Origin of the sequence: Shinella sp. NM-101, from assembly GCF_021401195.1 — a bacterium.
In the GTDB taxonomy this organism is placed as follows: domain Bacteria; phylum Pseudomonadota; class Alphaproteobacteria; order Rhizobiales; family Rhizobiaceae; genus Shinella.
Genome location: NZ_JACBFT010000002.1, coordinates 63,305 through 90,157, shown reverse-complemented (window position 1 = coordinate 90,157; position 26,853 = coordinate 63,305). Strand labels below are relative to the sequence as shown.

Below are 26,853 nucleotides of genomic sequence, written 5' to 3'. Positions count from 1 at the left end.
CGCCGGACTGCCAATGGCGGCGGAGCGGAGGCGGCATGAACGGCAGGGATCAACGGAGCGGCAAGGCCGCCCGGCAAAGATGACTGCGCTCGCCGCCTATGGCGGCCTCTTCCTCGCCGCCCTGGTCGCCGCCACCATCCTGCCCGCGCAGTCGGAGGCCGTGCTTGCCGGCCTGCTGGTCTCCGGCAATCATGCGCCCGCCCTGCTCGTCGTCGTCGCCGGCATCGGCAACGTGCTTGGCTCGCTGGTCAACTGGCTGCTCGGCCGGGGCATCGAACGTTTTCGCGAGGCCCGATGGTTTCCCGTCGGCGCAGGATCGCTGGAGCGCGCCGGAACCTGGTATCGCAGATACGGCTGGTGGAGCCTGCTTCTGAGCTGGCTGCCCTTCATCGGCGATCCGCTGACGGTCGCGGCGGGCATCATGCGCGAGCCGCTCTGGCGGTTCCTTCTCGTGGTCTCCATCGCAAAATTCGGCCGCTATATCGCCCTCGCCGCCATCGTGCTGCACTGGCTCTGAATTTTTTTTCGGGCGGCGATGGAATGAGAGCGGGCCGGCACCCGTATACTGGGGCATGAACGGAAAGACACCCGGCTTCAACGTGATCGGACAGCTTGCGGCGCTCAGGCGCTACGCGCTGTCGCTCGTCCGCAATCCGGACGAGGCGGAAGACCTCGTGCACGACGCGCTGGTGAAGGCCTACGAGCGCCAGTCGACCTTCCGCTCCGGCGCGAATGTGCGCAACTGGCTGATGTCGATCCTGCACAACGCGCATGTCGACCGCCTGCGCCAGCGCCGCTCGCGGGAGCGCCGCCACGATGCCGCGGCCGAGATCGCGGAAACCGCGACGCCGGCCAACCAGGATCATTCCGTGCGCCTGACGCAGCTCCGCAACGCCTTCTTCGGCCTGCCGGAAGACCAGCGCGAAGCGCTGCATCTCGTCGCCATCGAGGAGCTTTCCTACCAGGAGGCGGCCGACGCGCTCGCCATTCCCGTCGGCACGCTGATGTCGCGCGTGGCCCGCGCGCGCCAGCGGCTGCGCGCCTTCGAGCAGAACGGCATGTCCGCACCCGTCACCCATCTCAGAATTGTCGGAGGCACCGGCGATGACAAGCAATGACCCCATCCTCGAAGCCGATCTCAACGCCTATGTCGACGACCAGCTCGCTGTCGGCCGCCGGATCGAGGTCGAGGCCTATCTCTCGGAGCGGCCGGACGTCGCCGCGCAGATCATGAAGGATCTTCGCGTGCGAGACGAGTTGCGTCTTGCGCTCGCCGACCATCGCACGGTGACGCGGCAGGAGACGCGCGAGGCCGCGCGCCTGCTCGAACGCACGCTGTCCCGCCGCCGCGTCCTTTCCGTCTTCCGCCGCGCCGCCGCCATCGCCCTCTTCATTGCCGCGGGCTGGACCGCCCACGCCGTGCTCGGCCCCTTCGGCGCCACGGAAGTCATCGCCTCCACGCCGCCGCCCGCCTTCGTCGAGGAAGCGGTGCGCGCGCACAGGACGACGCTGCTGCGCGACACCATGGCCTCCCTGCCGGAAACCGATACCTTCGACCGGGCGGAAATCCGCTCCGCGACGGCAATCGTTCTGCCGGACCTGCCGAAGGGCTGGAACGTCATCGACACCCAGGTCTTCCCCTCCGCCTACGGCCCCAGCGTCGAGCTGGTGCTGGAGCCTGCGAAGGACGAACGCCTTTCGCTCTTCGCCGTGCGTCCCGGCTCCTTCGCCGTGCAGCACGTCCTCGTCTTCCACGCCGACAATGCCCGTGCCGCCTACTGGCAGATCGGCGACGTCGCCTATGCGCTGGTGTCGGAAAGCCGCAAGGCCGACGACCTGGCCGAAACCGCGCGGGACCTTTCCCGCACGCTCTACTGATCAACCGCTTCCATACTGAAGGAGACTCCCGATGGAACCCGTACAACAGCGATTCGGCTACGGCGCGCAGGCGCAGTCCGCCGCCCTCTTCGACGAGGGCCTGCGCCAGCACATGCTGCGCGTCTACAACTACATGGGCGCAGGCCTCGTCATCACCGGCCTCATCGCCTTCGTCGTCGGCTCGACGCCGGCGCTCTACGTGCCGATCTTCTCCTCCCCGCTGAAATGGGTGGTGATGCTGGCCCCGCTCGCCTTCGTCCTGTTTTTCTCGTTCAAGATCCAGACCATGTCGGCCAGCGCCGCGCAGATGACCTTCTGGGCCTTCTGCGCCGTCATGGGCCTGTCGCTCGCCTCGGTGTTCCTCGTCTTCACCGGCATGAGCATCGCCCGCACCTTCTTCATCGCCGCCACCATGTTCGGCGCCACCAGCCTCTACGGCTACGTGACGAAGCGCGACCTCTCCAAGTTCGGCTCGTTCCTGATGATGGGCCTCATCGGCGTGATCATCGCGTCGATCGTCAACATCTTCCTCGGCTCCAGCGCCCTGCAGTTCGCCGTCTCGGTGATCGGCATCCTCGTCTTCGTCGGTCTCACCGCCTGGGACACGCAGAACATCAAGGAGCAGTATGCGGAGAATATCGGCCAGGAATCGCAGCAGAAGATGGCCGTCTTCGGCGCGCTGTCGCTCTACCTCAACTTCGTCAACATCTTCCAGCTCCTGCTGAATTTCACAGGCGAGCGCGAATAGTCGTTAGAGCAGCTGACTCTTGATCAGCGGCTCGAAGGGAACGGCGGGGCAAGACCCCGCCGTTTCTTTTGCCGTCAACCGCCCCACGCTCACCGTCGTCATCCTCGGCCTAGAGCCGAGGATCCACCAAAGCATCAAAACCCGGGACGTTGGGAGATGCTCGGGACAGGCCCGGGCAGGGCGCAGGAAAAGACAGAATGCGGCGCAAAAAACGTAAGAAATAACTTACGCAAATTACCCCGTTGACAAATCTCCACGCAGCGTCTTTGCTTGAGACATTCACCAGGGGGGTCCCGACAAGGGGCTGAGATACTGCTGGCATTCGCAGCGCAGTGACCCGTTGAACCTGATCCAGTTCATACTGGCGTAGGGACGGTGCAAGCGCTGTGGCAGGCAATCCGCAACCCGGATTCCGTCTCCCGCGTCCTTCCATCATTCCGGCTCTAGGACTGGGTCTCCAAACGAACACTTGGAGCCTCACGATGAATATTGCCGCCCAGAAGCTCACCCCGACCGTCACCACCGGCGCGCTCCCCGCCTCGCGGAAGATCCACATTCCCGGCGAACTGCACCCGCATATCCGCGTGCCGATGCGCGAGATCGCCCTGCACCCGACCTCCGGCGAGCCGCCCGTCATCGTCTACGACGCCTCCGGCCCCTACACCGATCCCACGCATGTCGTTTCCATCGACGCCGGCCTGCCGCGCCTTCGCGAAGGCTGGATCGCCGCCCGCGGCGATACGCAAGCCTATGACGGCCGCCACGTCCGCCCCGAGGACAACGGCTTTGCCACCGGCGAGCGCCTGACGCCGGAATTCCCGGTGCGAAACCGCCCGCACGGCGCGACCGGCGGCAGGGCGGTGACGCAGCTCGCCTATGCCCGCGCCGGCATCGTCACGCCGGAGATGGAATTCATCGCCATCCGCGAAAATCTCGGCCGCAGGGCGGCGAAGGAGGCACTGGCGCGCGACGGCGAAAGTTTCGGCGCGCACATTCCCGACTACGTCACGCCGGAATTCGTGCGCCAGGAGGTCGCGAGCGGCCGGGCCGTCATTCCCGCCAACATCAACCACCCGGAAGCCGAGCCGATGATCATCGGCCGGAACTTCCTGGTGAAGATCAACGCCAATATCGGCAATTCCGCCGTCACCTCCTCCATGGCGGAGGAGGTCGAGAAGATGGTCTGGGCCATCCGCTGGGGCGCCGACACGGTCATGGACCTTTCGACCGGCCGCAACATCCACAATATCCGCGAATGGATCATCCGCAACTCGCCGGTCCCCATCGGCACCGTGCCGCTCTACCAGGCGCTGGAGAAGGTGAACGGCATCGCCGAGGACCTGACCTGGGAGGTCTATCGCGACACGCTGATCGAGCAGGCCGAGCAGGGCGTCGACTATTTCACCATCCATGCCGGGGTGCGGCTGCACTACATCCCGCTGACCGTGAATCGCGTCACCGGCATCGTCTCGCGCGGCGGCTCGATCATGGCCAAGTGGTGTCTGCATCACCACAAGGAGAGCTTCCTCTACGAGCATTTCGAGGAGATCTGCGACATCGCCCGCGCCTATGACGTCACCTTCTCGCTCGGCGACGGCCTGCGCCCCGGCTCGATCGCCGACGCCAACGACGCCGCCCAGTTCGCCGAACTCGAAACGCTCGGCGAACTGACTCAGATCGCTTGGGCGAAGGACTGCCAGGTCATGATCGAAGGCCCCGGCCATGTGCCGATGCACAAGATCAAGGAGAACATGGACAAGCAGCTCAAGACCTGCGGCGAGGCCCCCTTCTACACGCTCGGCCCGCTGACGACGGACATCGCCCCCGGCTACGACCACATCACCTCCGGCATCGGCGCGGCGATGATCGGCTGGTTCGGCACGGCCATGCTCTGCTACGTCACGCCAAAGGAACATCTCGGCCTGCCCGACCGCGACGACGTGAAGGTCGGCGTCATCACCTACAAGATCGCCGCCCATGCCGCCGATCTCGCCAAGGGCCACCCGGCCGCGAAGGTCCGCGACGACGCGCTGTCGCGCGCCCGCTTCGAGTTCCGCTGGGAGGACCAGTTCAACCTCTCGCTCGACCCGGAAACCGCCCGCGCCTTCCACGACGAGACGTTGCCCAAGGAGGCGCACAAGGTGGCGCATTTCTGCTCCATGTGCGGCCCGAAATTCTGCTCCATGCGCATCTCGCACGACATCCGCGCCGAGGCGCAGAAGGAGGGGCTGGAGGCCATGGCTGCGAAATTCCGCGCAGGCGGCGACCTCTACATGCCGCTTTCGGGAGAATGACCATGCGCATCCTCGTCAAGGGCGCCGGCGTCGCCGGCCTCACCGTCGCCTGGCAGCTCTACCGCCACGGCTTCGACGTCACGGTCGCGGAGCGCGCGGACAAGGTGGCAGGCGGTGCGTCCGGCCTTGCCGGCGGCATGCTCGCCCCCTGGTGCGAGCGGGAAAGCGCGGAAGAACCCGTGCTCACGCTCGGCCGCCAGGCGGCTGACTGGTGGGAAGCGGCCCTGCCCGGTCATGTGCACCGCAAGGGCACGCTGGTCGTGGCCGGCGGACGCGACGCCGGCGAACTCAGCCGCTTCGCCGGCCGGACGAGCGGCTGGGAATGGCTCGATGCGGCCGGGATCGCAGCGCTGGAACCGGACCTTGAGGGGCGCTTCGGCAAGGCCCTGTTCTTCCGGGAGGAAGCCCATCTCGACCCGCGCCTGGCCCTTTCCGCCTTGACGGCCGGGCTGGAGGAAGCCCGCATGCGCTTCGTTCTCGGCAACGGCAGGTACGCCGGCGACCATGAACGGGTGATCGATTGCACCGGCGCCGCCCGCATCGGCCGCCTGCCCGGGCTCAGGGGCGTTCGCGGCGAGATGCTCCAGCTTGAAACCGGCGAGCTTCGTCTTTCCCGCCCCGTCCGCCTGTTGCATCCCCGCCACCCGATCTACATCGTGCCGCGGGACGGCAACCGCTTCATGGTCGGCGCGACCATGATCGAAAGCGGCGACGACGGCCCCGTCACCGCCCGCTCGCTGATGGAGTTGCTGAACGCCGCCTATGCCCTGCACCCGGCCTTCGGCGAGGCGCGGCTCGTGGAAACCGGCGTCGGCGTGCGCCCCGCCTATCCGGACAACCTGCCCCGCGTGACGGAGGACGGGGACACGATCCATGTGAACGGTCTCTACCGCCACGGCTTCCTGCTCGCCCCCGCCATGGCGGCGGAGGTCGCCCGGCTTCTCCTCCGGCAACCGGAAAGGAAGGCATCATGACCCTCATCATCAACGGCGAGGAACAGAAGGTCGCCGCCAAGACGCTCGCGGATCTCCTGTCGGCACTCGACTACGACGGCGAATGGCTGGCGACGGCGGTGAACGGCGAGCTGGTGCATCGCGAGGACCGTGCAGACTTCACGCTCGGCGAGCGCGACCGCATCGAAATCCTCTCGCCCATGCAGGGAGGCTGACATGCTGACCCTCTATGACAGCAAGATCCGCTCGCGCCTGCTGCTCGGCACGGCGCGCTATCCCTCCCCCGCCATCCTTGCAGACGCCGTGCGGCGCTCGAAGGCGGAGATTGTCACCGTCTCGCTGCGGCGGGAAACGGCCGGCGGCAAGGCGGGCGACGCCTTCTTCGAGCTGGTCCGCGACCTCGGCGTGCGCGTGCTGCCCAACACGGCCGGCTGCCACAGCGTCAGGGAGGCCGTGCTGACGGCGAAGATGGCGCGCGAGGTCTTCCGCACCGACTGGATCAAGCTGGAGGTGATCGGCCATCACGACACGCTCCAGCCAGACGTCTTCGGCCTCGTCGAGGCGGCGCGCATCCTGACCGGCGAAGGCTTCCAGGTCTTTCCCTACACGACCGACGACCTGGTGGTGGCCGAGAGGCTGATCGAGGCGGGATGCCGCGTGCTGATGCCCTGGTGCGCGCCCATCGGCTCGGCCATGGGGCCGGCGAACCCCATGGCGTTGCGGTCCTTCCGGGCGCATTTCCCGGATATCCCGCTCATCGTCGATGCCGGCATCGGCCGCCCTTCGCATGCAGCGGGTGTCATGGAACTCGGCTATGACGCTGTGCTGCTCAACACCGCCGTCGCCGGTGCGGGCGATCCCGCCGCCATGGCCGAAGCCTTCGCGCTTGCCATCGACGCCGGCCGCCTCGCGCACGAGGCCGTACCGCTGGAGCCGCGCGACATGGCGGTGCCCTCCACCCCCGTCATCGGAAAGGCTGTCTTTTCATGAAGCTCGATCCCTTCTACCTCATCGTCGACAGTTCCGGCTGGATCGAACGCCTCGTGCCCGTCGGCGTCAGGCTGGTACAGCTTCGCATGAAGGACGTACCGGAAGACCGGCTGCGGAGCGAAATCCGCCGCGCCAGGGCCATCTGCGCCGAGCATGGTTGCCAGCTCGTCGTCAACGATTACTGGCGGATCGCCATCGAGGAGGGCTGCGACTTCGTGCATCTCGGGCAGGAGGACCTGGCCGAGGCCGATGTCGCGGCCATCCGCGCCGCCGGCATGAAGCTGGGCCTTTCCACCCATGACGAAGCCGAGCTTGACAGCGCGCTCGCCGCAAGGCCCGACTACGTGGCGCTCGGCCCCGTCTGGCCGACGATCCTCAAAAAGATGAAATGGGCGCCGCAGGGTGTCGAAAGGCTTGCGGACTGGAAGGCGCGCATCGCGCCGCTGCCCCTCGTCGCCATCGGCGGACTCAACCCGGATCGCCTTTCCGCCGTCTTCGAAAACGGCGCCGATAGCGCCGCCGTCGTCACCGACATCACGCTGAATGCCGACCCGGAGGCCCGCACCCGCGAATGGATCGCGCGCACCGCGCGGTGGCGGTGACCGGGAATTGATGCGACGAAAGCGCCGTCAGGGCTTCCATTCCGGCCCGATACCGCTAGCTTTCCGTTTCAACCAAAGGAGAAATCGCATGAAGATCAGCGCACGCAACCGCCTCAAGGGCAAGATCGTCGAGGTCGTCCTCGGTGCGACCACCGCCCATGTCCGCATCGACGTCGGGGGCGGGTCGGTCATCACCGCCTCGATCACCAACGAAGCGGTGAACGAACTCGGCCTTGCCGCCGGGCAGGAAGCCTATGCGGTCGTCAAGGCCTCCGACGTGATGGTCGCCGTCGACGACTAGTCGCCGGCCTTCCTGCACATATGCACCCGGCCGGTTTCGAAATCACCCGGCTGGGGCGGTGCGATCGGCTTGAAGAGCGTGCGGTCCGGCTTCAGGTCGATCAGCGGCGTGCCGTCGAGGCAATCGAGGCCGCGCACGAAGAGGCGGTTGCCCTCGATCTTCTCCAGCGCGACGATCGACGTGCCGATCGGATTGGGCCGGACGGGCGAGCGCAGCGAGAAGGTGCCATGCACCTCGCCGTTCGAGGCAGGGCTCTGCAGCACGAGGTCGCGGCGCGACTGGTGCAGCCAGTACAGCACCTCCAGCCGCTCGAACCGCTCGACGCCGGAAAGCGCCTGTATCCACGGCTCGAAGATCTCGATCGTGCAGACCGGCCCGTCGTGGCGTCCCTGCCGCGGCGTTTCCATGCGCGAAGTCCAGGGCGTTGTGATCCGGCCGATGAAGACCAGCGCGGCGTCCACCGCTTCCGGCGGCGTGATCGCGACCTCGTTCGTGCGGATTTCGTTCAGTCGGACCATGCCCATCTCCATCGCTATATCTCCAGGAATACGACGATAGCGGCCATCGGAAACTTTTTAAAGATATAAATCTCGATATATCTTGATTTCCGATATATCGAGATTTATATCGGAACCATGAAACACAGAATGGGATGCGGCCCTCACCGCCACTTTTCACCGCCCGACGATCGTTCGGGTCCCTTCCACCGCGGCGGGCATCACGGTCCCGGGCGCGGCGGCCGCCACGGCGGACGCCTCTTCGATTACGGCGAGCTGCGCCTCCTGCTGCTCGCCATCATCGCCGATGCACCGAGCCATGGCTATGAGCTGATCAAGACCATCGAGGAGCGCTTCGGCGGCAGCTACAGCCCGAGCCCCGGCGTCATCTACCCGACGCTCTCCTGGCTGGACGACATGGGCTATGCCGTGATCGAGCCGGCCGAAGGCGGGCGCAAGCGCTACTCCATCACGCCGGAAGGCAAGGCCTTCCTCGCCGCCAACCGTGCCGCCATCGACGAGCTCATGGCGCGCGCCGGCAGCGGCGGGCCGCGCGGCCGCGAGGGCGTGCCCGCCCCGGTCGTGCGTGCCATGGAGAACCTGAAACTCGCCATGCGGCTGCGGCTGCGGCGGGCGGACATCAGCGACGAGGCAGCCGAAGCCATCGCCGCCGCGCTCGACCTTGCCGCCCGGACCGTGGAGAAGAGCTGATGGCATCGGCAACGAGCAGGGCCGCCATCGCCACCGGGCAAGCGAGCCGCTACCTGCAGCAGCTCTGCAAGCATTTCGCCCACAAGCTCGCCGTCAGGTTCGACGAGCATGAGGGGGAGATCGTCTTCCCGATCGGCGATTGCCGGCTGAAGGCCGACGGCGCAGCGCTGCATCTCGACCTTTCCACACCGACCGCGCAGGACATGGCGCAGTTGAAGGACGTGGTGATACGCCACCTCGTCCGCTTCGCCTTCCGCGAGGAACTTGAGGTCGACTGGCAGGATGCCTGATCAGCCGGTGCCGGCAGCCTCCGAATTCTGCCGGCGCCATTCCGTGGGCGACAGTCCCGTACGCCTGCGGAAGAAGCGCGAGAAATAGGCCGGGTCCTCGAAGCCGATCTCCCGGCCGATATCCTCCACCGGTCGGATGGTGAAGCGCAGCAGGCGCCGTGCCTCCAGCAGGCGTCGCTCCAGCACCATGTCCTTCACCGTCTGGCCGAACACGGTGCGCGCCGCCTTGTCGAGCAGGTGCGGCGTCGTCGCCAGCCGCTCGACATAGCGACCGACTGGCCAGTCCTCGCGATAGTGACGGTCGATGGCGCGGCGCAGTTCCAGCCCGAGCGCCACCGCCGGCGAGGCGGCCTCAAAGCCGACATTGCCGCCGAGCCGGGCCATCAGCGACAGCACGACTCCGACAAGCCCCGCCAGCACCCGCTCGCTGGCCGCCGCCCCGCCGAGATATTCCTCCATCACCATGCCGAGCAGCGTGCCGATCCTGGTCCAGCCGGGCGTGCCCGCCTCGCCGGAAAGCAGCATCGGCGCATCCAGTGCAAGGTCGACCTGCCCCGCCATGACGCGAAGCAGGTCGTCGGAGATCGAGACGACGATGGCGTCCGCCTCGTCGCCGACATCGAAGCCGTGCACCACGTTGCTCGGCACGAAACTGATCGCGGGAGCGGAAAAATTCCAAGTGCGATCCTCGATCCGGTAGCGCCCGCCGCCCTTGAACCAGTAGGTGACCTGCCCCATCAGCGGATGCTTGTGCGGCGCGACGCGGCCGAAATGCAAGCTCTTGCGTTCCATGACGGTTTCAACATGCAGGAAACCGACGTCGAGCGCGCGGCTCGGCTCGCCGTAGACGAAGAAGGCGGGAACGTCGTTGCGGGTAATCATGCCAGAAAAAGTACCAGCGAATTGACCTGTTTGTCCATGGCGCTTCCGCCTCTGCCGACTTAGCGTTTGTCAGGATTTTGGAGGAGAATATCCATGCGTGCGGAAGACCATCGAAAAGACAAGACCCGGCCGTTCACCGGCGCCGAATACCTCGCCAGCCTCAGGGACGGGCGCGAGGTCTATATCAACGGCGAGCGTATCGCAGACGTCACCAGCCATCCCTCGATGCGCAATTCGGCCCGTTCCATCGCGCGCCTCTACGACGCGCTGCACGACCCGAAGCGTAAGGAAAGACTGACCTCGCCGACCGATACCGGCTCCGGCGGCTACACCCACAAATATTTCCGCGTCGCCCATTCCGCCGACGACCTCGTCGCCCAGCAGGGCGCCATCGCCGACTGGGCGCGCATGTCCTACGGCTGGATGGGCCGCACGGCGGACTACAAGGCCGCGCTGATGAACACCCTCGGGGCCAATGCCGACTGGTACGGTCCGTTCAAGGACAATGCGCTTTCCTGGCACAAGCGCGCGCAGGAGAGCGTGCTCTTCATGAACCACGCCATCGTCAACCCGCCGATCGACCGCCACAAGCCGGCCGATGCGGTCAAGGACGTCTTCGTCCACATCACCAGGGAGACGGATGCGGGCATCTACGTCTCGGGCGCCAAGGTCGTCGCCACCTCCTCGGCGCTGACCCACTACAACTTCCTCGCCCAGAGCTCGGCGACCGTGACCGAGGACCCGTCTCTCTCGGTGATGTTCATCCTGCCGATGAATGCGCCGGGCGTGAAGATGTTCTGCCGCGTCTCCTACGAGCAGACCGCCAATACGGCCGCCCATCCTTTCGACTACCCCCTCTCCTCGCGCTTCGACGAGAACGACGCCATCCTCGTGCTCGACAACGTCTTCGTGCCATGGGAGGACGTGCTGGTGCTGCGCGATGCCGCCAAGATCCTCTCCTTCCACCCCGCCTCGGGCTTCATGCACGGCTACTGCTTCCAGGGCTGCACGCGGCTTGCGGTGAAGCTGGATTTCCTCGCCGGCCTGCTCGCCAAGGCGCTGCGCGCGACGGGCGGCGACGCCTTCCGCGGCAACCAGGCGATGCTCGGCGAGGTGATCGCCATCCGCCACCAGTTCTGGTCCTTCTCCAACGCCATGGCCCACAACCCGATCCCCTGGGCGAACGGCACGGTGCTGCCCAACCTGGAAGCCGCGCTGTGCTACCGCACCTTCATGTCGGAGGCCTATCCGAAGGTCATCGACATCGTGCGCCGCACCGTCGCCTCGGGCCTCATCTACCTGCCGTCCTCCGCGAAGGATTTCGCCAACCCGGAGATCGACCGCTACCTCGCGCAATATGTCCGCGGCTCGAACGACATGGGCCATGTCGAGCGCATCAAGATCATGAAGCTGCTGTGGGACGCGACCGGCACGGAATTCGGCGGACGCCACGCGCTCTACGAGCTCAACTATGCCGGCGCGCCGGAGGAAGTACGGCTGCAGGTGCTGAAAGGCGCCGAGCGCGGCGGTCGGCTCAAGGAGATGGAAGCGCTCGTCGACCAGTGCATGGCCGATTACGACGAGAACGGCTGGACCGGCGACACCTGGCTCCCCCCGCTCGGCGACGAAGCCGTGCGCGACGCGGCCGAATGAGGGCCGGGCCATGGACCTCAACGTCTCCAGGACGGAATTCCGCAACGCGATGGCGCGGGTCTGCGCGCCCGTCAACGTCATCACCACCAAGGGAGTTGCCGGTCGCGGCGGCTTCACCGCCACCGCCATGTGCTCGGTGACGGACGAGCCGCCGACGCTGCTGGTCTGCATGAACAGCCGCTCGGCCCAGACCGGCCTCTTCATCGAGAACAGGCGGTTCTGCGTCAACGTGCTGACGCAGGAGCACAAGGCGCTCGCCGCCTCCTTCGCGGGCCGCGAGGCCGACATGGAGACGCGCTACCGCGAAGCCGCGTGGACGGACCTGCCCTCGGGCAACCAGGCGCTCGCCGACGCCATCGTCTCCTTCGACTGCCGGCTGACGGAGGCCCGGCTCGTCGGCACGCACAACATCCTCATCGGCGAGGTCGTGGACATCCGCTGCCGGAACGATGGGCACGCGCTCCTCTACTTCGACCGCAACTACGTGCATGTGCCGACGCAGGCCGGCAGCTTCGGCGGCTGAGACGATCCGGCTATTCCTCGCCGCCCCCTTTGCCGTCGAGCTTGAGGGCGGCGAGCTCTTCCAGCATGTCGAGAAGCTGCTCGACCCTTTCCGCGCCGAAACGGGTGTCGATATCCGCATAGACCCGGCGGGAATCCGGCATCACCTCGTCGATGACCGCCTGGCCGGCCGGCGCGAGCCGCAGCAGCACGCGGCGACCGTCGTCCTTGTCCTTGTGCCGGGAGATGAGACGGCGCTCCTCCAGCGAGCGCAGCATGCGCGTGAGGCTCGGCGCGAGGATGAAAGCCTTTTCCGCGACCTCCGAGGCATCCAGCATGCCCGCGTCGGCCAGCACGCGCAGCACCCGCCATTGCTGTTCGGTCACGTCGTGATCGGCAAGGATGGGCCGGAAATGGCTCATGACGGCCTCGCGCGCCTTCAATAGGCCGATCGCCAGCGAACGCCGGCGCTCGCGCCGGGGCCTGTCTTTCGTCTCGTCGGGATTGTTCATGTCCACAGGGGCACCGTTCGTCGTCCTGCCTCTATCCGCGATTTTTCCGGCCTGCGCAATGGAAGACGGTATAGGGCAAGAAGAACAGATCGATCGCGGCCCCTCCCCGTGCCAGCGTTCGGATCGACCCCCGTCTCTCGAAAGTGCAGCACGCCAATGACAGCCCAGGACACCCCGCCCGGCCGCAGCTTTATCTTCGCACCGGCTCCCGTACCCGCCTTGCCGGTCCGGGGCGCCTCGGCACTCTTTCCCGTGCATCGCATCTACTGCGTCGGCCGGAATTTCGCCGACCATGCCAGCGAAATGGGCCATGATCCGGTGAAGGAGCCGCCCTTCTTCTTCCAGAAGAATCCGGACACACTCGTCGCGCCCGAAAGCGGCTTTCCCTATCCTCCGGCAAGCAGCGACGTTCACCATGAGGTCGAGCTGGTCGTGGCGCTGAAAAGCGTCGGCAGCGACATTCCGGCCGAGCACGCACTCGATTGCGTCTACGGCTATGCCGTCGGGCTCGACGAGATCGCCGTCACGGTCACCTGAGACGCAAACCTGCGACAGGACGCCACGCACCTTCACCGCCTTGTTTGATTAAAGTCAAAGAAGGAGCGGTCCTGCGGGTCTACCTCCTAGCGCATGAACGTGAGACGTTCGTCATCAAGGAGAATTCCAGTGCGTACCATGGCAAAGAGCATCGTCGGCGCGGCAGCGGTCATCCTGGCGCTCGCGCTTCCGGCAGCGGCAGCAGATTTCGAAGTTCACATGCTGAACAAGGGCGCCGAAGGCGCCATGGTGTTCGAGCCCGCCTTCGTGAAGATCGCGCCCGGCGACACCATTACCTTCATCCCGACCGACAAGGGCCACAATGTCGAGACGATCAAGGACATGATTCCCGAGGGCGCCGAAGCCTTCAAGAGCAAGATGAACGAGCATTACAAGGTCACCTTCGACAAGCCGGGCGCCTATGGCGTCAAGTGCACGCCGCATGTCGGCATGGGCATGGTCGGCGTCGTGATCGTCGGCGATGCGCCGGCCAATCTCGATGCGGTCAAGACCGGCAAGCTGCCGAAGAAGGCACGCGAGCGCATGGATGCCGCCATCGCGGCGGCAGGCCTGTAACGCGTCCTTTCGGGGCGGGGGCAAGGGCCCGGGGCGGAGCGATCCGCTCCGGGTTCTTCGCGTTATGGCAGGCGATCACCGGCGGGCGCCCGCCATGTTCCAGATTCTGCATGATCCTGATTTGCACATTTAATTTTCTAATGCCCCTCCTGCCTGCTAGTTTCGCATGACACCAACGGGATAGCGCATGCTGAAACTCGCTTCGTTCTCGGCCTGGCTTTTCCTCGCCGCCCTTTGTCCTCCCCTTTTCGCCGCCGACAATGCCATGAACCTTCAATTGCACCAGGCCGCCGCGGCCGACGACGCCGCCGCCATCGTAACGCTGCTTTCCGGCGGCGCAGAGATCGACGCGCGGGACGCAAGCGGCGCAACCGCCCTTCTCGTCGCCACGCACGGCAACTGTGTGAACGCCGCCCGCGCGCTGATCGAGGTCGGCGCCGACGTCAATGCCAAGGATGGTATCAGCGACAGCCCCTATCTCTATGCCGGCGCGCGCGGCCATCTCGATATCCTGGAGCTGACGCTCGCCCACGGCGCCGACCTTGCGAGCACCAACCGCTACGGCGGCACCGCCCTCATTCCCGCGTCCGAGCGCGGCCATGTCGAGACCGTCGACACGCTGATCAGGGCCGGCGTCGACATCGACCACGTCAACCGCCTCGGCTGGACGGCGTTGCTGGAGGCCGTCATCCTCGGCAACGGCGGGCCGCGCCATATCCGCATCGTCGAGCTTCTCATCGAGGCGGGCGCGAATGTCGACCTCGCCGACAACGAAGGCGTGACACCTCTCCGGCATGCCCGCGACCGCGGCTTCGGCGAGATCGTGGCCCTGCTGGAGAAGGCAGGGGCGAACTAGCGCACCAGGACGACCGGAAACACTCAAGACAAAGGGCCTCAGACGATGCAAAGAAGCTATTACTCCTCCCTCGGCGGCCATCCGCCGCAGAGCGACCTCCTGACCGGCCGCGCCGTCTTCACGGAGGCCTATGCCGTCATTCCCAAGGGCGTGATGCAGGACATCGTCACCTCCTTCCTGCCCTTCTGGAACGACACGCGCTGCTGGGTGATCGCCCGCCCGCTCTCCGGCTTCGCCGAGACCTTCTCGCAATATGTCATGGAAGTCGCCCCGGGCGGCGGCAGCGACAGGCCGGAGCAGGACCCGGACGCCGAGGGCGTGCTTTTCGTCGTCGACGGCGCGGTGGAGCTGACCCTGCCGACCGGCAGCCACACGCTCAAGCCGGGTGGCTACGCCTTCCTGCCGCCGGGCCTCAAGTGGTCCCTGCACAACCGCTCGGGCGCCCATGCCCGCTTCCACTGGATCCGCAAGGCCTATGAGGCCGTTGACGGCCTGCCCCATCCTGAGCCGCTCATCCTCGACGAAAAGGACATCGCCCCGTCCGTCATGCCCGGCACCGACGGCGGATGGGCGACGACACGCTTCGTCGACCCCTCGGACCTTCGTCACGACATGCATGTGACGATCGTCACGCTCATGCCGGGCGCGGTCATTCCCTTCGCCGAGACCCATGTCATGGAACACGGCCTCTACGTGCTGCAGGGCAAGGCCGTCTATCGCCTCAACCAGGACTGGGTGGAAGTGGAAGCCGGCGACTTCATGTGGCTGCGCGCCTTCTGCCCGCAGGCCTGCTATGCCGGCGGCCCGGAGCCGTTCCGCTACCTGCTCTACAAGGACGTCAACCGCCACATGGCGCTGAAACCCTTCGCCGCACGCCGCTGAACGGTCACCGCTTCCCAAGCCTTCCGGACCCGCGCCACCGGCGCGGGTTTTTCATGAGGCGAAGGCCATCGCCTCGGGATAGGAGCGCGGATTGAAGCGGAGATAAAGCAGCGCGGTTATCAGCACGCAGCCGAAATGCAGCATCCAGCCGGCGGAGAAACCGCCGGTCCAGTCGTGCAGCAGCGCCATCGCATAGGGTCCGGCGGCGGCAAGGAGAAAGCCGCCACCCTGCATCAGCGCGGCGAGCGCCCCGGCCTGCTCGGGTCGCGGCAGATGGTCGAGCGCGGTGACGATGGCGAGCGCGAAGCTGCCGCCGAGGCCGGCGCCGCACAGACCCGCCCAGAGGGCGGGCGCCATGCCCGGGGCGTTCGCAAGCCCGAGGAAGCCGACCGCCTGCAGGGCGATGGTCAGCCACAGCCAGCGACGGCGGTCGACATTCCGCCGCGCGAGAAGGGGAAGGCCGAGCGCCGCGGCCGCCTGGCACACCGCCATGACGGCGACGAGGCCGCTGCTGTCGGCGCTCGTCCAGCCCTGCGCCTGGTAGTAGGGCGCAAGCCAGGCGATCATCGATGTATAGCCCGAATTGATCAGCCCGAAGGCCGCCATCAGCGCCCAGGTACGCGGCCGGCGCAGGAGGTGGCGCGCCAGCGCGCCGTCCGGCCTGCTCGACCTTGTATCGGAGAGGATGCGCCAGGCGGCGACGAACGCGACGGCGACCGGCAGCGCCAGCCAGGCGAGCGCCGCTCGCCAGCCAAAGCCGGCCTGGACGAGAACGGGCATCAGCCGCGCCCCGAAGGCACCGCCCGCCATGATCATCGCCGAATAGAGGCCCGTCACCGCTGGTACGCTGCCGGGAAAGCGTGCCTTGATGATGCCGGGAAAGGCCGCCTGGATGAGCGCGACGCCGATACCGCAGAGCGCCGCCGTGGCGATCAGCACGGCGCCGCTCGACGCCAGGAGACGCAGGGCCGAGCCGGCAAGCAGGATGGCGAGCGCGATGAGAAGCCCGCGCCGCGCGCCGATCCGCACCTGCAGGCCGGGCGCGACGAAGGCACCCACGCCCATCAGCAGCATCGGCAGCAGCGTCAGCATCGCGATGTCGCCATAGCCGAGTCCGGTATCGGCGACGATTTCGGCAAGGATCGGCGCGGGGGCGGCAAGGAACGGCCGGAGGTTGAGGCCGACCAGGACGACCAGTGCGAGCATTGCCCAGTCGCGGCCGGGGCGCATATCCGTCATCGTTCGACTCTCGTGCTGAATACCGTTGCAGGCGTGCAGACTGCCCGCTTGTCACGGCCTATCGCTACCACCGGCTTGAATCATGCGCAAATTAGATGTTTAGATGAGCATCATTCCGAATTTCGATGGAGATGCCGTGCTCGACCCGCGCCTGCTCCGGGCCTTCGTGGCGATTGCCGATTCCGGCAGCTTCACCGCGGCGGCCGACCGCCTGCACATGACCCAGTCCACCATGAGCCAGCAGATCGCCCGCCTCGAGGAGGCGATCGGGCGCGACCTCGTCGACCGCGCCGCGCGGCCGGTGCGGCTGACGGTGACGGGCGAGCGCCTGCTCGGCCACGCCCGCCGCATCCTCGCCCTGCAGAGCGAGGCATTGACGCTGCTGGCCGAGACCTCCGGCACGACCTCCGTGCGGATCGGCATGCCCGACGACATCGCCACGCCCGAAATGGCCCGCGCCTTCGCCACCTTCACGCGGCGCCACAAGGAGGTCCGGCTCGACGTCACGACGGGCCTGCGCTCCGACCTGACCCGCCGCTACCGCGCAGGCGAGCTCGACATCGTGGTGCTGAAGGAGGACACGCCGAGCGCCGACGCCTGGGCGAGCTTCGCGGAACCCATCACCTGGTTCAGCGCAGAGGATGCGGCGGGCGACCTGCCCGATCCCGTGCCGCTCGTCACCTTTCCGCCGGGCGGGCTCTACCGCGACGCCATGTTCGAGCGGCTGGAGCGCGAGCGGCGGCGCTGGTATGTCGCCTTCACCTCCGCCAGCCTGCGCAACGTGCTGATGGCGGTCGAGGCGGGCCTCGGCCTTTCGCTGCTTCCCGTCGATGCCACCAGGGGATGGCGGTTGAAGTCCCTGCCCGATTTCGGGCCGGAGCCGCCCGTCGTCGCCTCGCTCTATTCCTGGGAGCGCAACGGCATTGTCGGCGAACTGGCCGGCGAGGCGCTCGACATCCTCAAGCGCCATTTCGACCGCCAGCGCGGCTAGCCTGCATAGAGATCGGCATAGGTCTCGCGCAGTACGTTCTTCTGCACCTTGCCCATCGTGTTGCGCGGCAGGTCGTCGACGAAGAGCACGCGCTTGGGCTGCTTGTAGCGCGCCAGCCGGTCCTTCAACCCGTCGAGCACCGCCTTCTCGTCCAGCGCCGAACCCTTCGCCCGCACCACGACCGCCGTCACGCCCTCGCCGAAATCGGGATGCGGCACGCCGATGACGGCGCTTTCGACGACGCCGGGCATGCCGTCGATCTCGGCCTCCACTTCCTTCGGGTAGATGTTGTAGCCGCCGGAGATCACGAGGTCCTTGCCCCGCCCGACGATGTGCACATAGCCGCGCCCGTCGATCCGGCCGAGGTCGCCGGTGATGAAGAAACCGTCCGCACGGAATTCGGCGGCGGTCTTTTCCGGCATGCGCCAGTAGCCCTTGAAGACGTTCGGGCCTCTCACCTCGATCATGCCCGTCTCGCCGTCCGGCAGGGGCTTGCCGGTCTCCGGCTCCGTGACGCGCAGCGAAACGCCGGGCAGCGGGAAGCCGACCGTGCCGGCCACGCGGTCGCCGTCATAGGGGTTGGAGGTGTTCATGTTGGTCTCGGTCATGCCGTAGCGCTCGAGGATGGCGTGGCCGGTCTTTTCCGAAAAGCCGCGATGGGTTTCGGCGAGCAGCGGCGCGGAACCGGACACGAAGAGCCGCATGCCGGCGGTCGCCGCGCGCGTCAGGCCCGGATGCTGCACCAGCCGCACATAGAAGGTCGGCACGCCCATCAGCACCGTCGCGCTTTCCATCAGCTTCAGCGTCTCGTCGGCGTCGAACTTCGCCAGGAGATACATCGAGGCGCCGGAAAGCAGCGTCACGTTCGAAGCGACGAAGAGGCCGTGCGTGTGGAAGATCGGCAGGGCGTGGATCAGCCGGTCGGCGCTGGTGAAGCGCCAGTGGTCGCGCAGCGTCAGGGCGTTGGACAGCAGGTTGTCGTGCGTCAGCATCGCGCCCTTGGAACGGCCGGTCGTACCGGATGTATAGAGGATGGCGGCTAGATCGTCCGCTTCGCGGTCGGCGTCGGGAAAATCCGCATCCTCGCTGCCGGCCCTTTGCACGAGGCTCCCCCCGCCCGTCGCATCCAGCGTCTCGACGACCCCCCCATGGGCCTCGGCGATCGCCGCCACGCCGTCGCGGGCCTTCGGATCGACGACCACCAGCCGCGGCTCGGCATCGCCGATGAAATAGTCGAGTTCCGCCAGCGTATAGGCCGTGTTCAGCGGCAGGTAGACCGCACCCGCCCTGAGGCAGGCGAGATAGAGCATCAGCGCCTCCGGGCTTTTTTCCACCTGCACCGCCACGCGGTCGCCCGGCGCCACGCCGAGCCGGCGGAGCGCGCCCGCCATCTGCCCGGAAAGCCTGATCATGTCGCCATAGGTCCAGCGCCGCCCCTCGGCCGTTTCGATGAAGACCGCCTCCGGCGTCGCGGCAGCACGGATCGCGTCGAAAAGATGATTGGCCATGGGTCTCCTCCTGCATTTTCCCCGCACCTTGTCACAAGGCGAGGCGATCGCGCCAGAGGCAAACGCGTCAGCGAAGGAGACCCTGCCCGCCGTCGATCCAGAGCGGCACCCCGGTGATATGCCGCGCCTTGGAGGAGGCGAGGAAAAGGATCGCGTCGGCCACCTCGTCGGCCGCTCCGGGCTTGCCCTGCGAGACCGGTATGTCGCCTTCCGGCCAGTGGACGGGAATGCCCGTCTCGTGTGCGCCGCGCTGCGCGGTGTTCTCGTCGATGTCGGTCTCGATGGCGCCGGGGCAGACGGCGTTGACGCGGATTCCGGCCTTGCCGAGTTCCAGCGCCAGCTGCTGGACCATCGCCACCTGTGCCGCCTTGGAGGCGGAATAGGCCGTCGCGCCCGGCGTCGTGAAGGTGCGGGTGCCGTTGATCGAGGAGACGACGACGATGCTTCCCTCGCCCGCCTTCTTCAGATGCGGCACCGCAAGGTGGAGCGTCAGATAGGTGCCGCGCAGGTTGACGGCGATGGTCGCGTCCCATTCCTCAGGCTTGAGGTCGTCGATCGGCGCCCAAACCCCGTTGATGCCGGCATTGGCCACGACGATGTCGAGCCCACCGAAGGTATCGGCAAGCTGCGCGACCGCCGCCCGCATGGACACTTCCTCCGTGACGTCGGCCACGAGCGGCAGCGCCGAGCCGCCGAGCGCGCGGATCTCCTTTGCTGTCGCCTCAACCTCTTCCGCGGTCCGGCTCAGAACGCCGACGCTTGCGCCATGGCGCGCGAATGCCAGCGCCGTGGCCTTGCCGATGCCTGATCCGGCACCGGTCACGAGGGCGATCTTTCCTGCAAAGAGCATGCATGCCTCCATACGCCTGGGTCGGGCAGGAATGCCTGGCGAGCGGCTCTGTTCCCTCTTTTTTCGGAACCAACGCGAAGCCTTCGCGTTGGGTCGGAAGACGAAGCCAGTTCGCAGGAGTCCGACGTGCGCCAGAAAAACCAGAAGAAGAAGCCGCTTGCCCGCAAACCCGCCGTCACCCCGGATACCGAACTCCGCAACGCCCGCAAACGCCGCAACGCCTGGGAGCCCCAGGTCGTCGTGCCGCATCAGGTCGACCTTCCGCTTGCCCGCCCCGAGCGGGACGAGGTGGCCGTGCCCGCCGCGCCCAACGGCCGCAGCCTCGTCAATGGGCGGCTGTGAAGAGGAGCGCAGGGAAATGCGTGTGAAGGACGTGATGTCCGCCCAGATCGTGACGGTCTCGCCCAGTGACACCGCCCAGTCGGCCGCGCGGCTCATGCTCGAAACGGAAGTCGGCGCACTGCCGGTCGAAGTGCCCGGCGTCGGCGCCATCGTCGGCATCATCACGGATCGCGACATCGTCGTATCGGTGCTCGGCCGGGGACTTTCCACCTCCACCACCATCGCCGAATTCATGACCGTCTCGCCCGAAGTCTGCAACGAGACCGACGAGACGGCAGCGGTCGCGGCCCGCATGCGGGACCTCGGCGTGCGCCGCCTGGTGGTCGTGAACGACGAGCGCCGGGTCGTCGGCATCGTCGGCATCGTCGATCTTCCGACCGCAAAGCCGACGGAGGAGGAGCGATGACCATCTTTGCGACAGACCGGCTGTGGGACGAGGCCGTCGTGCTCGAAGGCGATCGCCAGGTGCTTCGCGTGCAGAGCACGCGCGATGCCCTGCTCTGCCTCAAGAACCACTGGCCGATCGAGAACGGCGCCGCCGCGCGAACGGCGCAGGGCGTTTGCGAGCAGGGATTGACGAGCGACGACGATCCCGCCCTTGCCCGCCGGGCCTTCGTCGAAGCCGCCAGGGAAGCCGGTTTTCGCGTGAATTCCTGGACGACGTAGCGATCTCACGACGAAGAAGCCGGGGCTTTCCGGCGCGCGCGCCGGCGGGCGTTCCGCCGGCTCTCCAGGAAGCGCAGCAGCCGTTCCTCCTCCGCCCTGAGCCCGGCAACGGCCAGCGGCGGGCGACGCAGCGCAAGACGCAACGCCTCGGGCGCCTCGGCGAGCGCGATGACATCCGGGTGGATATAGCTCGAGCGGGCGATGGCCGGCGTGTTGTGCAGGATCTCGGCCGCCGCCTGCGCCATGCCCTTGATCGTCGGCCGGCCGCCCTCCTCTACCACGCGGCGCGCGAGGGAGAAGGCAGCGAGGCTGCCGGCCCAGGTGCGGAACGTCTTGGCGGAAACGGCGATGCCGGAAATATCGGCGAGATAGGTGTTGAGCCGGCCGGAATCGACCGGCCGGGCCGCATCGCCGTCATCCCTCCAGACGAAAAGCTGGCGGCCCGGCAGGTCGGCGCAGTCCTCCAGCAGGCGCTGGAGCCGGGGGTTTTTCAGCGTCCGGCGCACGCGCTTGCCCCCCTTGGCGGTAAAGCGCAACTCGATGCCCCCGTCGGCGAGCGAGACATGCCGCTTGAGGAGCGTCGTCGCGCCATAGGTCTTGTTCTCCTCGGCATAGGCGCGGTTGCCGACGCGAAGATGCGCCTCGTCGAGCAGCACGGTGATCGCCGCCAGCATGGTGTCGATCACGCCGGGCGCACCGTCGAGATCGCGTCGCACGGCGCGCCGGAGCTTCGGCAGCGCCCGGCCGAAGGCGATGAGCTGGTCGAACTTGTCGCCGCTCTTCAGCGACTGCCAGTCGGGATGGTAGCGATACTGCTTGCGCCCGCGCGCATCGTAGCCCGTCGCCTGGAGATGGCCGTTGTCCGCAAGGCATATCCAGACATTCTCGTAGGCGGGCGGCAGGCCGAGGGAGGCGATGCGCGCCTTCAGGGCCGCGTCCCGCACCAGCGAACCGTCCGGCAGGCGATAGCAGAAGCTGCGGCCGGCGCGCTGGCGCCGGATTCCGGGCTCGCTGTCGGAGACGTAGACGAGACCGGTCTCCTTGAGGTTCTCCGGCGCCATGCTGGACGCTATTCCGCCGGTTCGAAGCCGGCGACGCTGGCGCCGTAGACCGTCGCCGGGCTTTCGGCGGGATGTTCCGTGAAGGCTCCCTCCTCGGCCCCCGTATCCAGCACCCGTTTCCATGCCGTGATGCCATTCACCGCGGGAAGCTCCACCGCGCAGTCCCCGCCCGCATTGTAGACGAGGAAGAGCCGGTCGAGCCCCTCGCCATTGGCGGGCCGCGAGAGGAGGAGGCCGAGGATCCGAAGCTCGCCGTCCTCCCAGTCCGCGTCCTCCATGGTCGCACCGTCGGGCCTGTACCAGGCGATCTCGACCGTGCCGTCCTCCGCCGGCTCGCCGGTCGCGAACCGCTCCTGCCGGAGCGCCGCGTGGGCCTTGCGGAAGGCGATCGCGCCCTTGCAGAAATCGAGGAACGGGTCATCGAGGCCGCTCCAGTCCGTCCAGCCGATCTCGTTGTCCTGGCAATAGGCGTTGTTGTTGCCCTGCTGGCCGTTGCCGAGCTCGTCGCCGCCCAGCAGCATCGGCACGCCCTGGCTCAGCATCAGCGTGGCGATCATGTTGCGCCGGCGGCGGGAGCGCGCCGATAGGATGCCGCCGTCGTCGGTGGGACCTTCGGCGCCCATATTGTCCGAATGGTTGTCGGAGTGGCCGTCGCGGTTCTCCTCGCCATTGGCCTCGTTGTGCTTGTCGCCGTAGGAGACCGTGTCCATGAGGGTGAAACCGTCATGGGCGCTGATGAGGTTCACCGATGCGGTGGCGCCCCGGTCGGAATGGTTGAATTGCTGCGCGGAGCCCGTCAGCCGGGATGCAAGTCCCGGGACGAGCCCGCCGTCCCCTTTCCAGAAGCGGCGCACGTCGTCGCGATACTTGTCGTTCCACTCGCGGAACGGATGGGGGAAGCCGCCGACCTGGTAGCCGCCGTCTCCGACGTCCCACGGTTCGGCGATCAGCTTGACGCCGGAAAGCATCGGATCCTGCCGGATCGCATCGAAGAACGTGCCCTCGCGGTCGAACTCGATATGCCGGGTACGGCCGAGCGTGCTGGCAAGGTCGAAGCGGAAGCCGTCGACATGCATGGCGCCGACCCAGTAGCGCAGGCTGTCGAGCACCATGCGGAGCACCATGGGATGGGCGACGTTGAGCGTGTTGCCCGTGCCGGTCGTATCGTAGGTGTGGCGGAGATCGTCGGGCGACAGGCGATAGTAGCTGAGATTGTCGAGCCCGCGGAAACTGAGCGTCGGCCCACGCTCGGAGCCTTCGGCGGTGTGGTTGTAGACCACGTCCATGATCACCTCGATGCCCGCGGCATGGAAGCGCTTGACCATGGTCTTGAACTCGGTGATGGCCGAACCCGACAGGAAGCGCGGCTGCGGCGCGAAGAAGCCGAGCGTCTGGTAGCCCCAGTAGTTGCGCAGGCCCTTTTCCAGCAGATAGCGATCGTCAGGGAAATACTGGATCGGCAGCAGCTCGACGGCGGAAATGCCGAGATCGACGAGATGCTCGACGATCGGGTCGCTCGCCATGCCGAGGAAGGTGCCGCGCAGTTCTTCCGGCACGCCCGGATGGGCCATCGTCATGCCGCGCACATGCGCCTCGTAGATGATCGTCTCCGTCCAGGGACGGCGGATCGCCTGGTCGCCCGCCCAGTCGAAGGCCGGGTCCTGGACCACGCCCTTGACCATGAAGAGGGCACTGTCGCGCTCGTCGAAGGACAGGTCTTCCTGCGGGTCCCCGATGCGGTAGCCGTAAAGCGCATCGTTCCAGTCGAGCGTGCCGAGGACCTGCTTGGCATAGGGGTCGAGCAGCAGCTTGTTGGGATTGAAGCGGTGGCCGGCATCCGGCTCATAGGGGCCGTGGGCGCGGTAGCCGTAGACCGTTCCGGGCTTCAGGCCGGCAATATAGCCGGACCAGACGTCGCCCTCGCGCTTGGGCAGCGGCAGCCGCGCCGTCTCCTCCTTGCCGTCATCGCTGAAGAGACAAAGCTCCACCTGCTCGGCATGGGCGGAAAAGACGGCGAAATGCGTGCCCTCGCCGGTGAATTCGGCGCCGAGCTCCGGCTTCATGAAGTCGAGTTCGGAAAACGAGTACCCCATCTGTGCGTCCCCTTCGGTCGAATTGCGGCCTGCCGGTTGGAGACGCCCGGACAGAGCCGCCGCGCCCGTCTCCGCCGGGGCTGAAAAAAAGCGATGGTGCAACGCGAAAGACCCGGCATTGTTCCGGAACAATTGTGCCGCCGGCCGGTTCGTTTTCGCGCAATCGCGAGAGAGGAAACGGATGAGCGAGCCAACGCCGATGCAAAAGAGCTGGGGACCGCGTGTCCTGAAGGATGGCCGGGTGCAGTTCCATCTCTGGGCACCCGCCGAAAGCACTGTCACGCTCCTTGCCGACGGCAGGGAAATCGCCATGCAGGCCGGAAACGACGGCTGGCATGCAGTGGAGACGGACGACGTGCGGGCAGGCACCGCCTACCTGTTCCGGCTTACGGACGGAACAGAGATCCCCGACCCGGCCTCCCACGCCCAGCGGGACGGCATCGAAGGACCGTCCATCGTCGTCGACCACGGCAGCTATGCCTGGCAGGATTCCGGCTGGACGGGACGACCTTGGGAAGAAGCGATCGTCTACGAGCTTCACGTCGGCACCTTCACGCCCGAGGGTACCTTCCGCGCCGCCATCGGGCGCCTGCCGCACCTGCGCCATCTCGGCATCACCGCCATCGAGATCATGCCCGTCGTCCATTTCGCCGGTCGCCGCGGATGGGGCTATGACGGCGTGCTGCAATATGCGCCGCACACGGCCTACGGCACGCCCGACGACCTGAAGGCGCTTGTCGACGCAGCGCATGGCAACGGCATCATGGTGCTGCTCGACGTCGTCTACAATCACTTCGGCCCGATCGGCAACAACCTGCCGCGCGTCGCGCCCGGCTTCTTCCACCCCGAACGCCATACGCCCTGGGGCGCCGCCATCGCCTTCGACGAGGAGGCGGTCCGGCGCTACTTCATCGGCAACGCGCTGCACTGGATCGAGGATTACCGGCTGGACGGCCTGCGGCTCGACGCGACGGACGAGATCGACGACGAGAGCGAGCCGCATGTGCTGATCGAACTGGCCGAGACGGTCCGCCAAGCCGTGCCGGATCGCCGGGTCCATCTCGTCGTCGAGGACGGAATGAGCCGGAAGAGCCTGCTGAACCGCGACGGCGGCATCGTCCACCATTATACGGCGGGCTGGAACGACGAGTTCCACCACGCCCTCCACGTCATCGCGACGGGCGAGGTCGGCGGCCACTATGCGCCCTTCGCGACCGACCCGGACTGGACGCTTCGTGAATCGACCGCCCGGGGCTTTGCCCACAGAGACATCTCGAACGATCGGGTCGGCCCGGCGCCGCAGGATCCGCTGCCCCCGGTGGTCAACGTCAACTTCCTGCAGAACCACGACCAGATCGGCAACCGCGCCTTCGGCGAGCGGCTTTCGACCCTCGCCGACCCCGCGCTCCTCAACGTGATGACGGCGCTGCTGCTGCTCGCCCCGCCGATCCCCCTGCTCTTCATGGGCGAGGAATACGGCGAGCAGCGCCCCTTCTATTTCTTCGCCGATTTCGATGGGGAATTGGCGCATGCGACGAAACAGGGGCGCAAGGACGAAGCGGAAAAATTCGGCGGCATGCCGGAAGGCAGGTCGGTCGAGGATCTGCCCGACCCCAACGGCGAGGAGACGTTCCGGCGCTCCAAGCTCGACTGGTCGCGCGCCGATTCCCCCGCCGGCCGGGAGCATTTGGCACTCGTGCGCGACCTGATCCGGTTGCGGCAGGCCCACATCGTGCCCTTGCTCTGCGCTCCCGGCACCGCCGAACCGCGCGTCCTGCCCGCCGAAAGCGGCATTCTCGCCATCGACTGGCGCTTTGCGGGCGCAACGCTCGCCATCCGCGCGAATTTGACGAGGGGCCGCAATTCCTGGCCGGATGTTGCGGGCGATGCCATCTTCTCGCTTTCGCCGGGAAGCACGACCGGGCCGGCGATCGTCGTTGCCGTCGACCGGAGACGTCGATGACGGAACCAACAGGCCTTTTGGCGGTTGTTCCCGCAAACCCTTCGACCGGGAGGTTCCCATGCATATCGGTGAGATCATGACGCGCAACGTTCACCTCGTTCGGCCGGAGGAGACCCTGCAATATGCCGCAAGCCTGATGGCGGAATGGGATGTCGCCTTCCTGCCCGTCGCCGATGCCAGCGGGCTCGTGGGGACGCTGACGGACCGGGACGTCATCCTGCGCGCCGTGGCGCCCGGGCTGGACGCGGAGACCACGCGGGTCTCCGACATCATGACGACGAACATCACCTATTGCTACGACGACGAGGAAGCCGCGGACGTGCTTGCCAACATGCAGTCGCTGCACCTGCGCCGCCTTGCCGTTCTGGACCGGCAAAGCCGGCTGTCGGGTGTGGTATCGCGCTCGGATTTCGCCCGGCACGGTCTTTGAGCCTTTTGGAACAAATCGGGAGGATATGTATTATTGCGCGGCTGAAA

The 26,853-nt window shown here is 66.8% G+C and carries 31 protein-coding genes, 1 pseudogene and 1 riboswitch; of the genes and pseudogenes, 24 read left to right on the top strand and 8 right to left on the bottom strand.

Annotation, left to right across the window (positions count from 1 at the left end; genetic code table 11):
- Positions 1 to 79: 79 nt before the first annotated feature.
- The 10 genes from L0976_RS04300 to L0976_RS04255 all read left to right on the top strand — a co-directional run bounded on the left by L0976_RS04300 (position 80) and on the right by L0976_RS04255 (position 7,766).
- On the top strand, positions 80 to 517 hold the full coding sequence (locus tag L0976_RS04300) for a YqaA family protein (RefSeq protein ID WP_234186279.1): 438 nt from the start codon (positions 80 to 82) through the stop codon (positions 515 to 517).
- A gap of 55 nt (positions 518 to 572) precedes the next feature.
- The gene (locus L0976_RS04295) at positions 573 to 1,118 is read left to right on the top strand and encodes a sigma-70 family RNA polymerase sigma factor (protein ID WP_234186278.1); all 546 of its coding nucleotides are present in this window, start codon (positions 573 to 575) and stop codon (positions 1,116 to 1,118) included.
- Entirely contained in the window at positions 1,105 to 1,878 is a 774-nt protein-coding gene (locus L0976_RS04290) for an anti-sigma factor (RefSeq protein ID WP_234186277.1), read from the top strand. Before L0976_RS04295 ends, L0976_RS04290 begins: the two co-directional genes overlap by 14 nt.
- 31 nt (positions 1,879 to 1,909) lie before the next feature.
- Complete coding sequence (locus L0976_RS04285; RefSeq protein ID WP_234186276.1) at positions 1,910 to 2,626, top strand: Bax inhibitor-1/YccA family protein; 717 nt, start codon at positions 1,910 to 1,912, stop codon at positions 2,624 to 2,626.
- Positions 2,627 to 2,900: 274 nt separating this feature from the next.
- Positions 2,901 to 3,017: riboswitch (TPP riboswitch) on the top strand.
- 91 nt (positions 3,018 to 3,108) lie between these two features.
- Positions 3,109 to 4,920: a phosphomethylpyrimidine synthase ThiC gene (thiC, locus tag L0976_RS04280; protein ID WP_234186275.1), complete on the top strand. Its 1,812-nt coding sequence runs from the start codon at positions 3,109 to 3,111 to the stop codon at positions 4,918 to 4,920.
- A 2-nt stretch (positions 4,921 to 4,922) separates the two neighbouring features.
- Positions 4,923 to 5,894: a glycine oxidase ThiO gene (gene thiO, locus L0976_RS04275; RefSeq protein WP_234186274.1), complete on the top strand. Its 972-nt coding sequence runs from the start codon at positions 4,923 to 4,925 to the stop codon at positions 5,892 to 5,894.
- Positions 5,891 to 6,088 (top strand): sulfur carrier protein ThiS, encoded by a 198-nt coding sequence (gene thiS, locus L0976_RS04270; RefSeq protein WP_234186273.1) that lies wholly within the window; start codon positions 5,891 to 5,893, stop codon positions 6,086 to 6,088. The genes thiO and thiS overlap by 4 nt, the downstream gene beginning before the upstream one ends.
- Before the next feature lies 1 nt (position 6,089).
- Positions 6,090 to 6,863, top strand: a complete 774-nt coding sequence (locus tag L0976_RS04265; protein ID WP_234186272.1) for a thiazole synthase — start codon at positions 6,090 to 6,092, stop codon at positions 6,861 to 6,863.
- Complete coding sequence (locus L0976_RS04260) at positions 6,860 to 7,465, top strand: thiamine phosphate synthase (RefSeq protein WP_234186271.1); 606 nt, start codon at positions 6,860 to 6,862, stop codon at positions 7,463 to 7,465. Before L0976_RS04265 ends, L0976_RS04260 begins: the two co-directional genes overlap by 4 nt.
- A gap of 88 nt (positions 7,466 to 7,553) precedes the next feature.
- Positions 7,554 to 7,766 carry a molybdopterin-binding protein gene (locus L0976_RS04255; RefSeq protein ID WP_203316237.1) on the top strand — a complete coding sequence of 71 codons (213 nt, stop codon included), beginning with the start codon at positions 7,554 to 7,556 and terminating at the stop codon, positions 7,764 to 7,766.
- Here the strand turns inward: L0976_RS04255 and tsaA are convergent.
- Positions 7,763 to 8,284, bottom strand: coding sequence for a tRNA (N6-threonylcarbamoyladenosine(37)-N6)-methyltransferase TrmO (gene tsaA, locus L0976_RS04250; protein ID WP_203316238.1), 522 nt, complete (start codon positions 8,282 to 8,284; stop codon positions 7,763 to 7,765). The two genes, L0976_RS04255 and tsaA, sit on opposite strands and share 4 nt — an antisense overlap.
- Before the next feature lie 129 nt (positions 8,285 to 8,413).
- Between tsaA and L0976_RS04245 the strand changes: the two genes are divergently transcribed.
- Together L0976_RS04245 and L0976_RS04240 are read left to right on the top strand one after the other, a co-directional pair.
- Positions 8,414 to 8,974 (top strand): PadR family transcriptional regulator, encoded by a 561-nt coding sequence (locus tag L0976_RS04245; protein WP_203316239.1) that lies wholly within the window; start codon positions 8,414 to 8,416, stop codon positions 8,972 to 8,974.
- Positions 8,974 to 9,264, top strand: coding sequence for a DUF2218 domain-containing protein (locus L0976_RS04240; RefSeq protein WP_234186270.1), 291 nt, complete (start codon positions 8,974 to 8,976; stop codon positions 9,262 to 9,264). The genes L0976_RS04245 and L0976_RS04240 overlap by 1 nt, the downstream gene beginning before the upstream one ends.
- Here L0976_RS04240 and L0976_RS04235 read toward each other — a convergent pair whose 3' ends face one another.
- The gene (locus tag L0976_RS04235; RefSeq protein ID WP_234186269.1) at positions 9,265 to 10,146 is read right to left on the bottom strand and encodes a helix-turn-helix domain-containing protein; all 882 of its coding nucleotides are present in this window, start codon (positions 10,144 to 10,146) and stop codon (positions 9,265 to 9,267) included.
- Positions 10,147 to 10,239: 93 nt separating this feature from the next.
- On the opposite strand from L0976_RS04235, the gene L0976_RS04230 reads away from it, so the two are divergent.
- Together L0976_RS04230 and L0976_RS04225 are read left to right on the top strand one after the other, a co-directional pair.
- Positions 10,240 to 11,799: a 4-hydroxyphenylacetate 3-hydroxylase N-terminal domain-containing protein gene (locus L0976_RS04230; RefSeq protein WP_203316242.1), complete on the top strand. Its 1,560-nt coding sequence runs from the start codon at positions 10,240 to 10,242 to the stop codon at positions 11,797 to 11,799.
- A 10-nt stretch (positions 11,800 to 11,809) separates the two neighbouring features.
- A complete protein-coding gene (locus L0976_RS04225; RefSeq protein ID WP_234186268.1) occupies positions 11,810 to 12,322 on the top strand; it encodes a flavin reductase in 513 nt (170 codons plus the stop codon).
- 10 nt (positions 12,323 to 12,332) lie between these two features.
- Here the strand turns inward: L0976_RS04225 and hpaR are convergent, their stop codons facing one another.
- Positions 12,333 to 12,812, bottom strand: a complete 480-nt coding sequence (gene hpaR, locus L0976_RS04220; protein ID WP_203316244.1) for a homoprotocatechuate degradation operon regulator HpaR — start codon at positions 12,810 to 12,812, stop codon at positions 12,333 to 12,335.
- Between the two features lie 156 nt (positions 12,813 to 12,968).
- On the opposite strand from hpaR, the pseudogene L0976_RS04215 reads away from it, so the two are divergent.
- From L0976_RS04215 to L0976_RS04200, 4 genes and pseudogenes are all read left to right on the top strand, one after another.
- Positions 12,969 to 13,325: pseudogene (locus L0976_RS04215) on the top strand (fumarylacetoacetate hydrolase family protein); the annotation flags it as partial.
- Positions 13,326 to 13,487: 162 nt separating this feature from the next.
- Positions 13,488 to 13,925, top strand: coding sequence for a pseudoazurin (locus L0976_RS04210; protein ID WP_234186675.1), 438 nt, complete (start codon positions 13,488 to 13,490; stop codon positions 13,923 to 13,925).
- A gap of 265 nt (positions 13,926 to 14,190) precedes the next feature.
- Positions 14,191 to 14,781, top strand: a complete 591-nt coding sequence (locus tag L0976_RS04205; protein WP_234186674.1) for an ankyrin repeat domain-containing protein — start codon at positions 14,191 to 14,193, stop codon at positions 14,779 to 14,781.
- Positions 14,782 to 14,826: 45 nt separating this feature from the next.
- A complete protein-coding gene (locus L0976_RS04200) occupies positions 14,827 to 15,663 on the top strand; it encodes a bifunctional allantoicase/(S)-ureidoglycine aminohydrolase (RefSeq protein WP_234186267.1) in 837 nt (278 codons plus the stop codon).
- 51 nt (positions 15,664 to 15,714) lie between these two features.
- Here L0976_RS04200 and L0976_RS04195 read toward each other — a convergent pair whose 3' ends face one another.
- A complete protein-coding gene (locus L0976_RS04195; RefSeq protein WP_234186266.1) occupies positions 15,715 to 16,902 on the bottom strand; it encodes a cyanate transporter in 1,188 nt (395 codons plus the stop codon).
- Positions 16,903 to 17,005: 103 nt separating this feature from the next.
- On the opposite strand from L0976_RS04195, the gene L0976_RS04190 reads away from it, so the two are divergent.
- Entirely contained in the window at positions 17,006 to 17,893 is an 888-nt protein-coding gene (locus L0976_RS04190; protein ID WP_234186265.1) for a LysR family transcriptional regulator, read from the top strand.
- On the opposite strand, the gene L0976_RS04185 is transcribed toward L0976_RS04190, so the two are convergent.
- Together L0976_RS04185 and L0976_RS04180 are read right to left on the bottom strand one after the other, a co-directional pair.
- Positions 17,890 to 19,401: a malonyl-CoA synthase gene (locus L0976_RS04185; RefSeq protein ID WP_234186264.1), complete on the bottom strand. Its 1,512-nt coding sequence runs from the start codon at positions 19,399 to 19,401 to the stop codon at positions 17,890 to 17,892. The two genes, L0976_RS04190 and L0976_RS04185, sit on opposite strands and share 4 nt — an antisense overlap.
- Positions 19,402 to 19,468: 67 nt before the next feature.
- Positions 19,469 to 20,251 carry an SDR family NAD(P)-dependent oxidoreductase gene (locus tag L0976_RS04180; protein ID WP_234186263.1) on the bottom strand — a complete coding sequence of 261 codons (783 nt, stop codon included), beginning with the start codon at positions 20,249 to 20,251 and terminating at the stop codon, positions 19,469 to 19,471.
- Positions 20,252 to 20,377: 126 nt separating this feature from the next.
- Here L0976_RS04180 and L0976_RS04175 point away from each other — a divergent pair, with 126 nt between their 5' ends.
- The 3 genes from L0976_RS04175 to L0976_RS04165 are packed head-to-tail and all read left to right on the top strand — an operon-like array spanning position 20,378 to position 21,259.
- Positions 20,378 to 20,593 carry a hypothetical protein gene (locus L0976_RS04175; RefSeq protein ID WP_234186262.1) on the top strand — a complete coding sequence of 72 codons (216 nt, stop codon included), beginning with the start codon at positions 20,378 to 20,380 and terminating at the stop codon, positions 20,591 to 20,593.
- Positions 20,594 to 20,609: 16 nt separating this feature from the next.
- Complete coding sequence (locus L0976_RS04170; protein ID WP_234186261.1) at positions 20,610 to 20,999, top strand: CBS domain-containing protein; 390 nt, start codon at positions 20,610 to 20,612, stop codon at positions 20,997 to 20,999.
- 2 nt (positions 21,000 to 21,001) lie between these two features.
- Complete coding sequence (locus tag L0976_RS04165; RefSeq protein ID WP_203319818.1) at positions 21,002 to 21,259, top strand: DUF982 domain-containing protein; 258 nt, start codon at positions 21,002 to 21,004, stop codon at positions 21,257 to 21,259.
- 5 nt (positions 21,260 to 21,264) lie between these two features.
- On the opposite strand, the gene L0976_RS04160 is transcribed toward L0976_RS04165, so the two are convergent.
- Both L0976_RS04160 and glgX read right to left on the bottom strand, forming a co-directional pair.
- On the bottom strand, positions 21,265 to 22,443 hold the full coding sequence (locus L0976_RS04160; RefSeq protein ID WP_370643573.1) for a DNA topoisomerase IB: 1,179 nt from the start codon (positions 22,441 to 22,443) through the stop codon (positions 21,265 to 21,267).
- Positions 22,329 to 24,413: a glycogen debranching protein GlgX gene (gene glgX, locus L0976_RS04155; protein WP_234186259.1), complete on the bottom strand. Its 2,085-nt coding sequence runs from the start codon at positions 24,411 to 24,413 to the stop codon at positions 22,329 to 22,331. Before glgX ends, L0976_RS04160 begins: the two co-directional genes overlap by 115 nt.
- 181 nt (positions 24,414 to 24,594) lie before the next feature.
- On the opposite strand from glgX, the gene treZ reads away from it, so the two are divergent.
- Both treZ and L0976_RS04145 read left to right on the top strand, forming a co-directional pair.
- Complete coding sequence (gene treZ / locus L0976_RS04150) at positions 24,595 to 26,376, top strand: malto-oligosyltrehalose trehalohydrolase (protein ID WP_234186258.1); 1,782 nt, start codon at positions 24,595 to 24,597, stop codon at positions 26,374 to 26,376.
- A gap of 58 nt (positions 26,377 to 26,434) precedes the next feature.
- Complete coding sequence (locus L0976_RS04145) at positions 26,435 to 26,806, top strand: CBS domain-containing protein (RefSeq protein ID WP_234186257.1); 372 nt, start codon at positions 26,435 to 26,437, stop codon at positions 26,804 to 26,806.
- Positions 26,807 to 26,853: the final 47 nt, after the last annotated feature.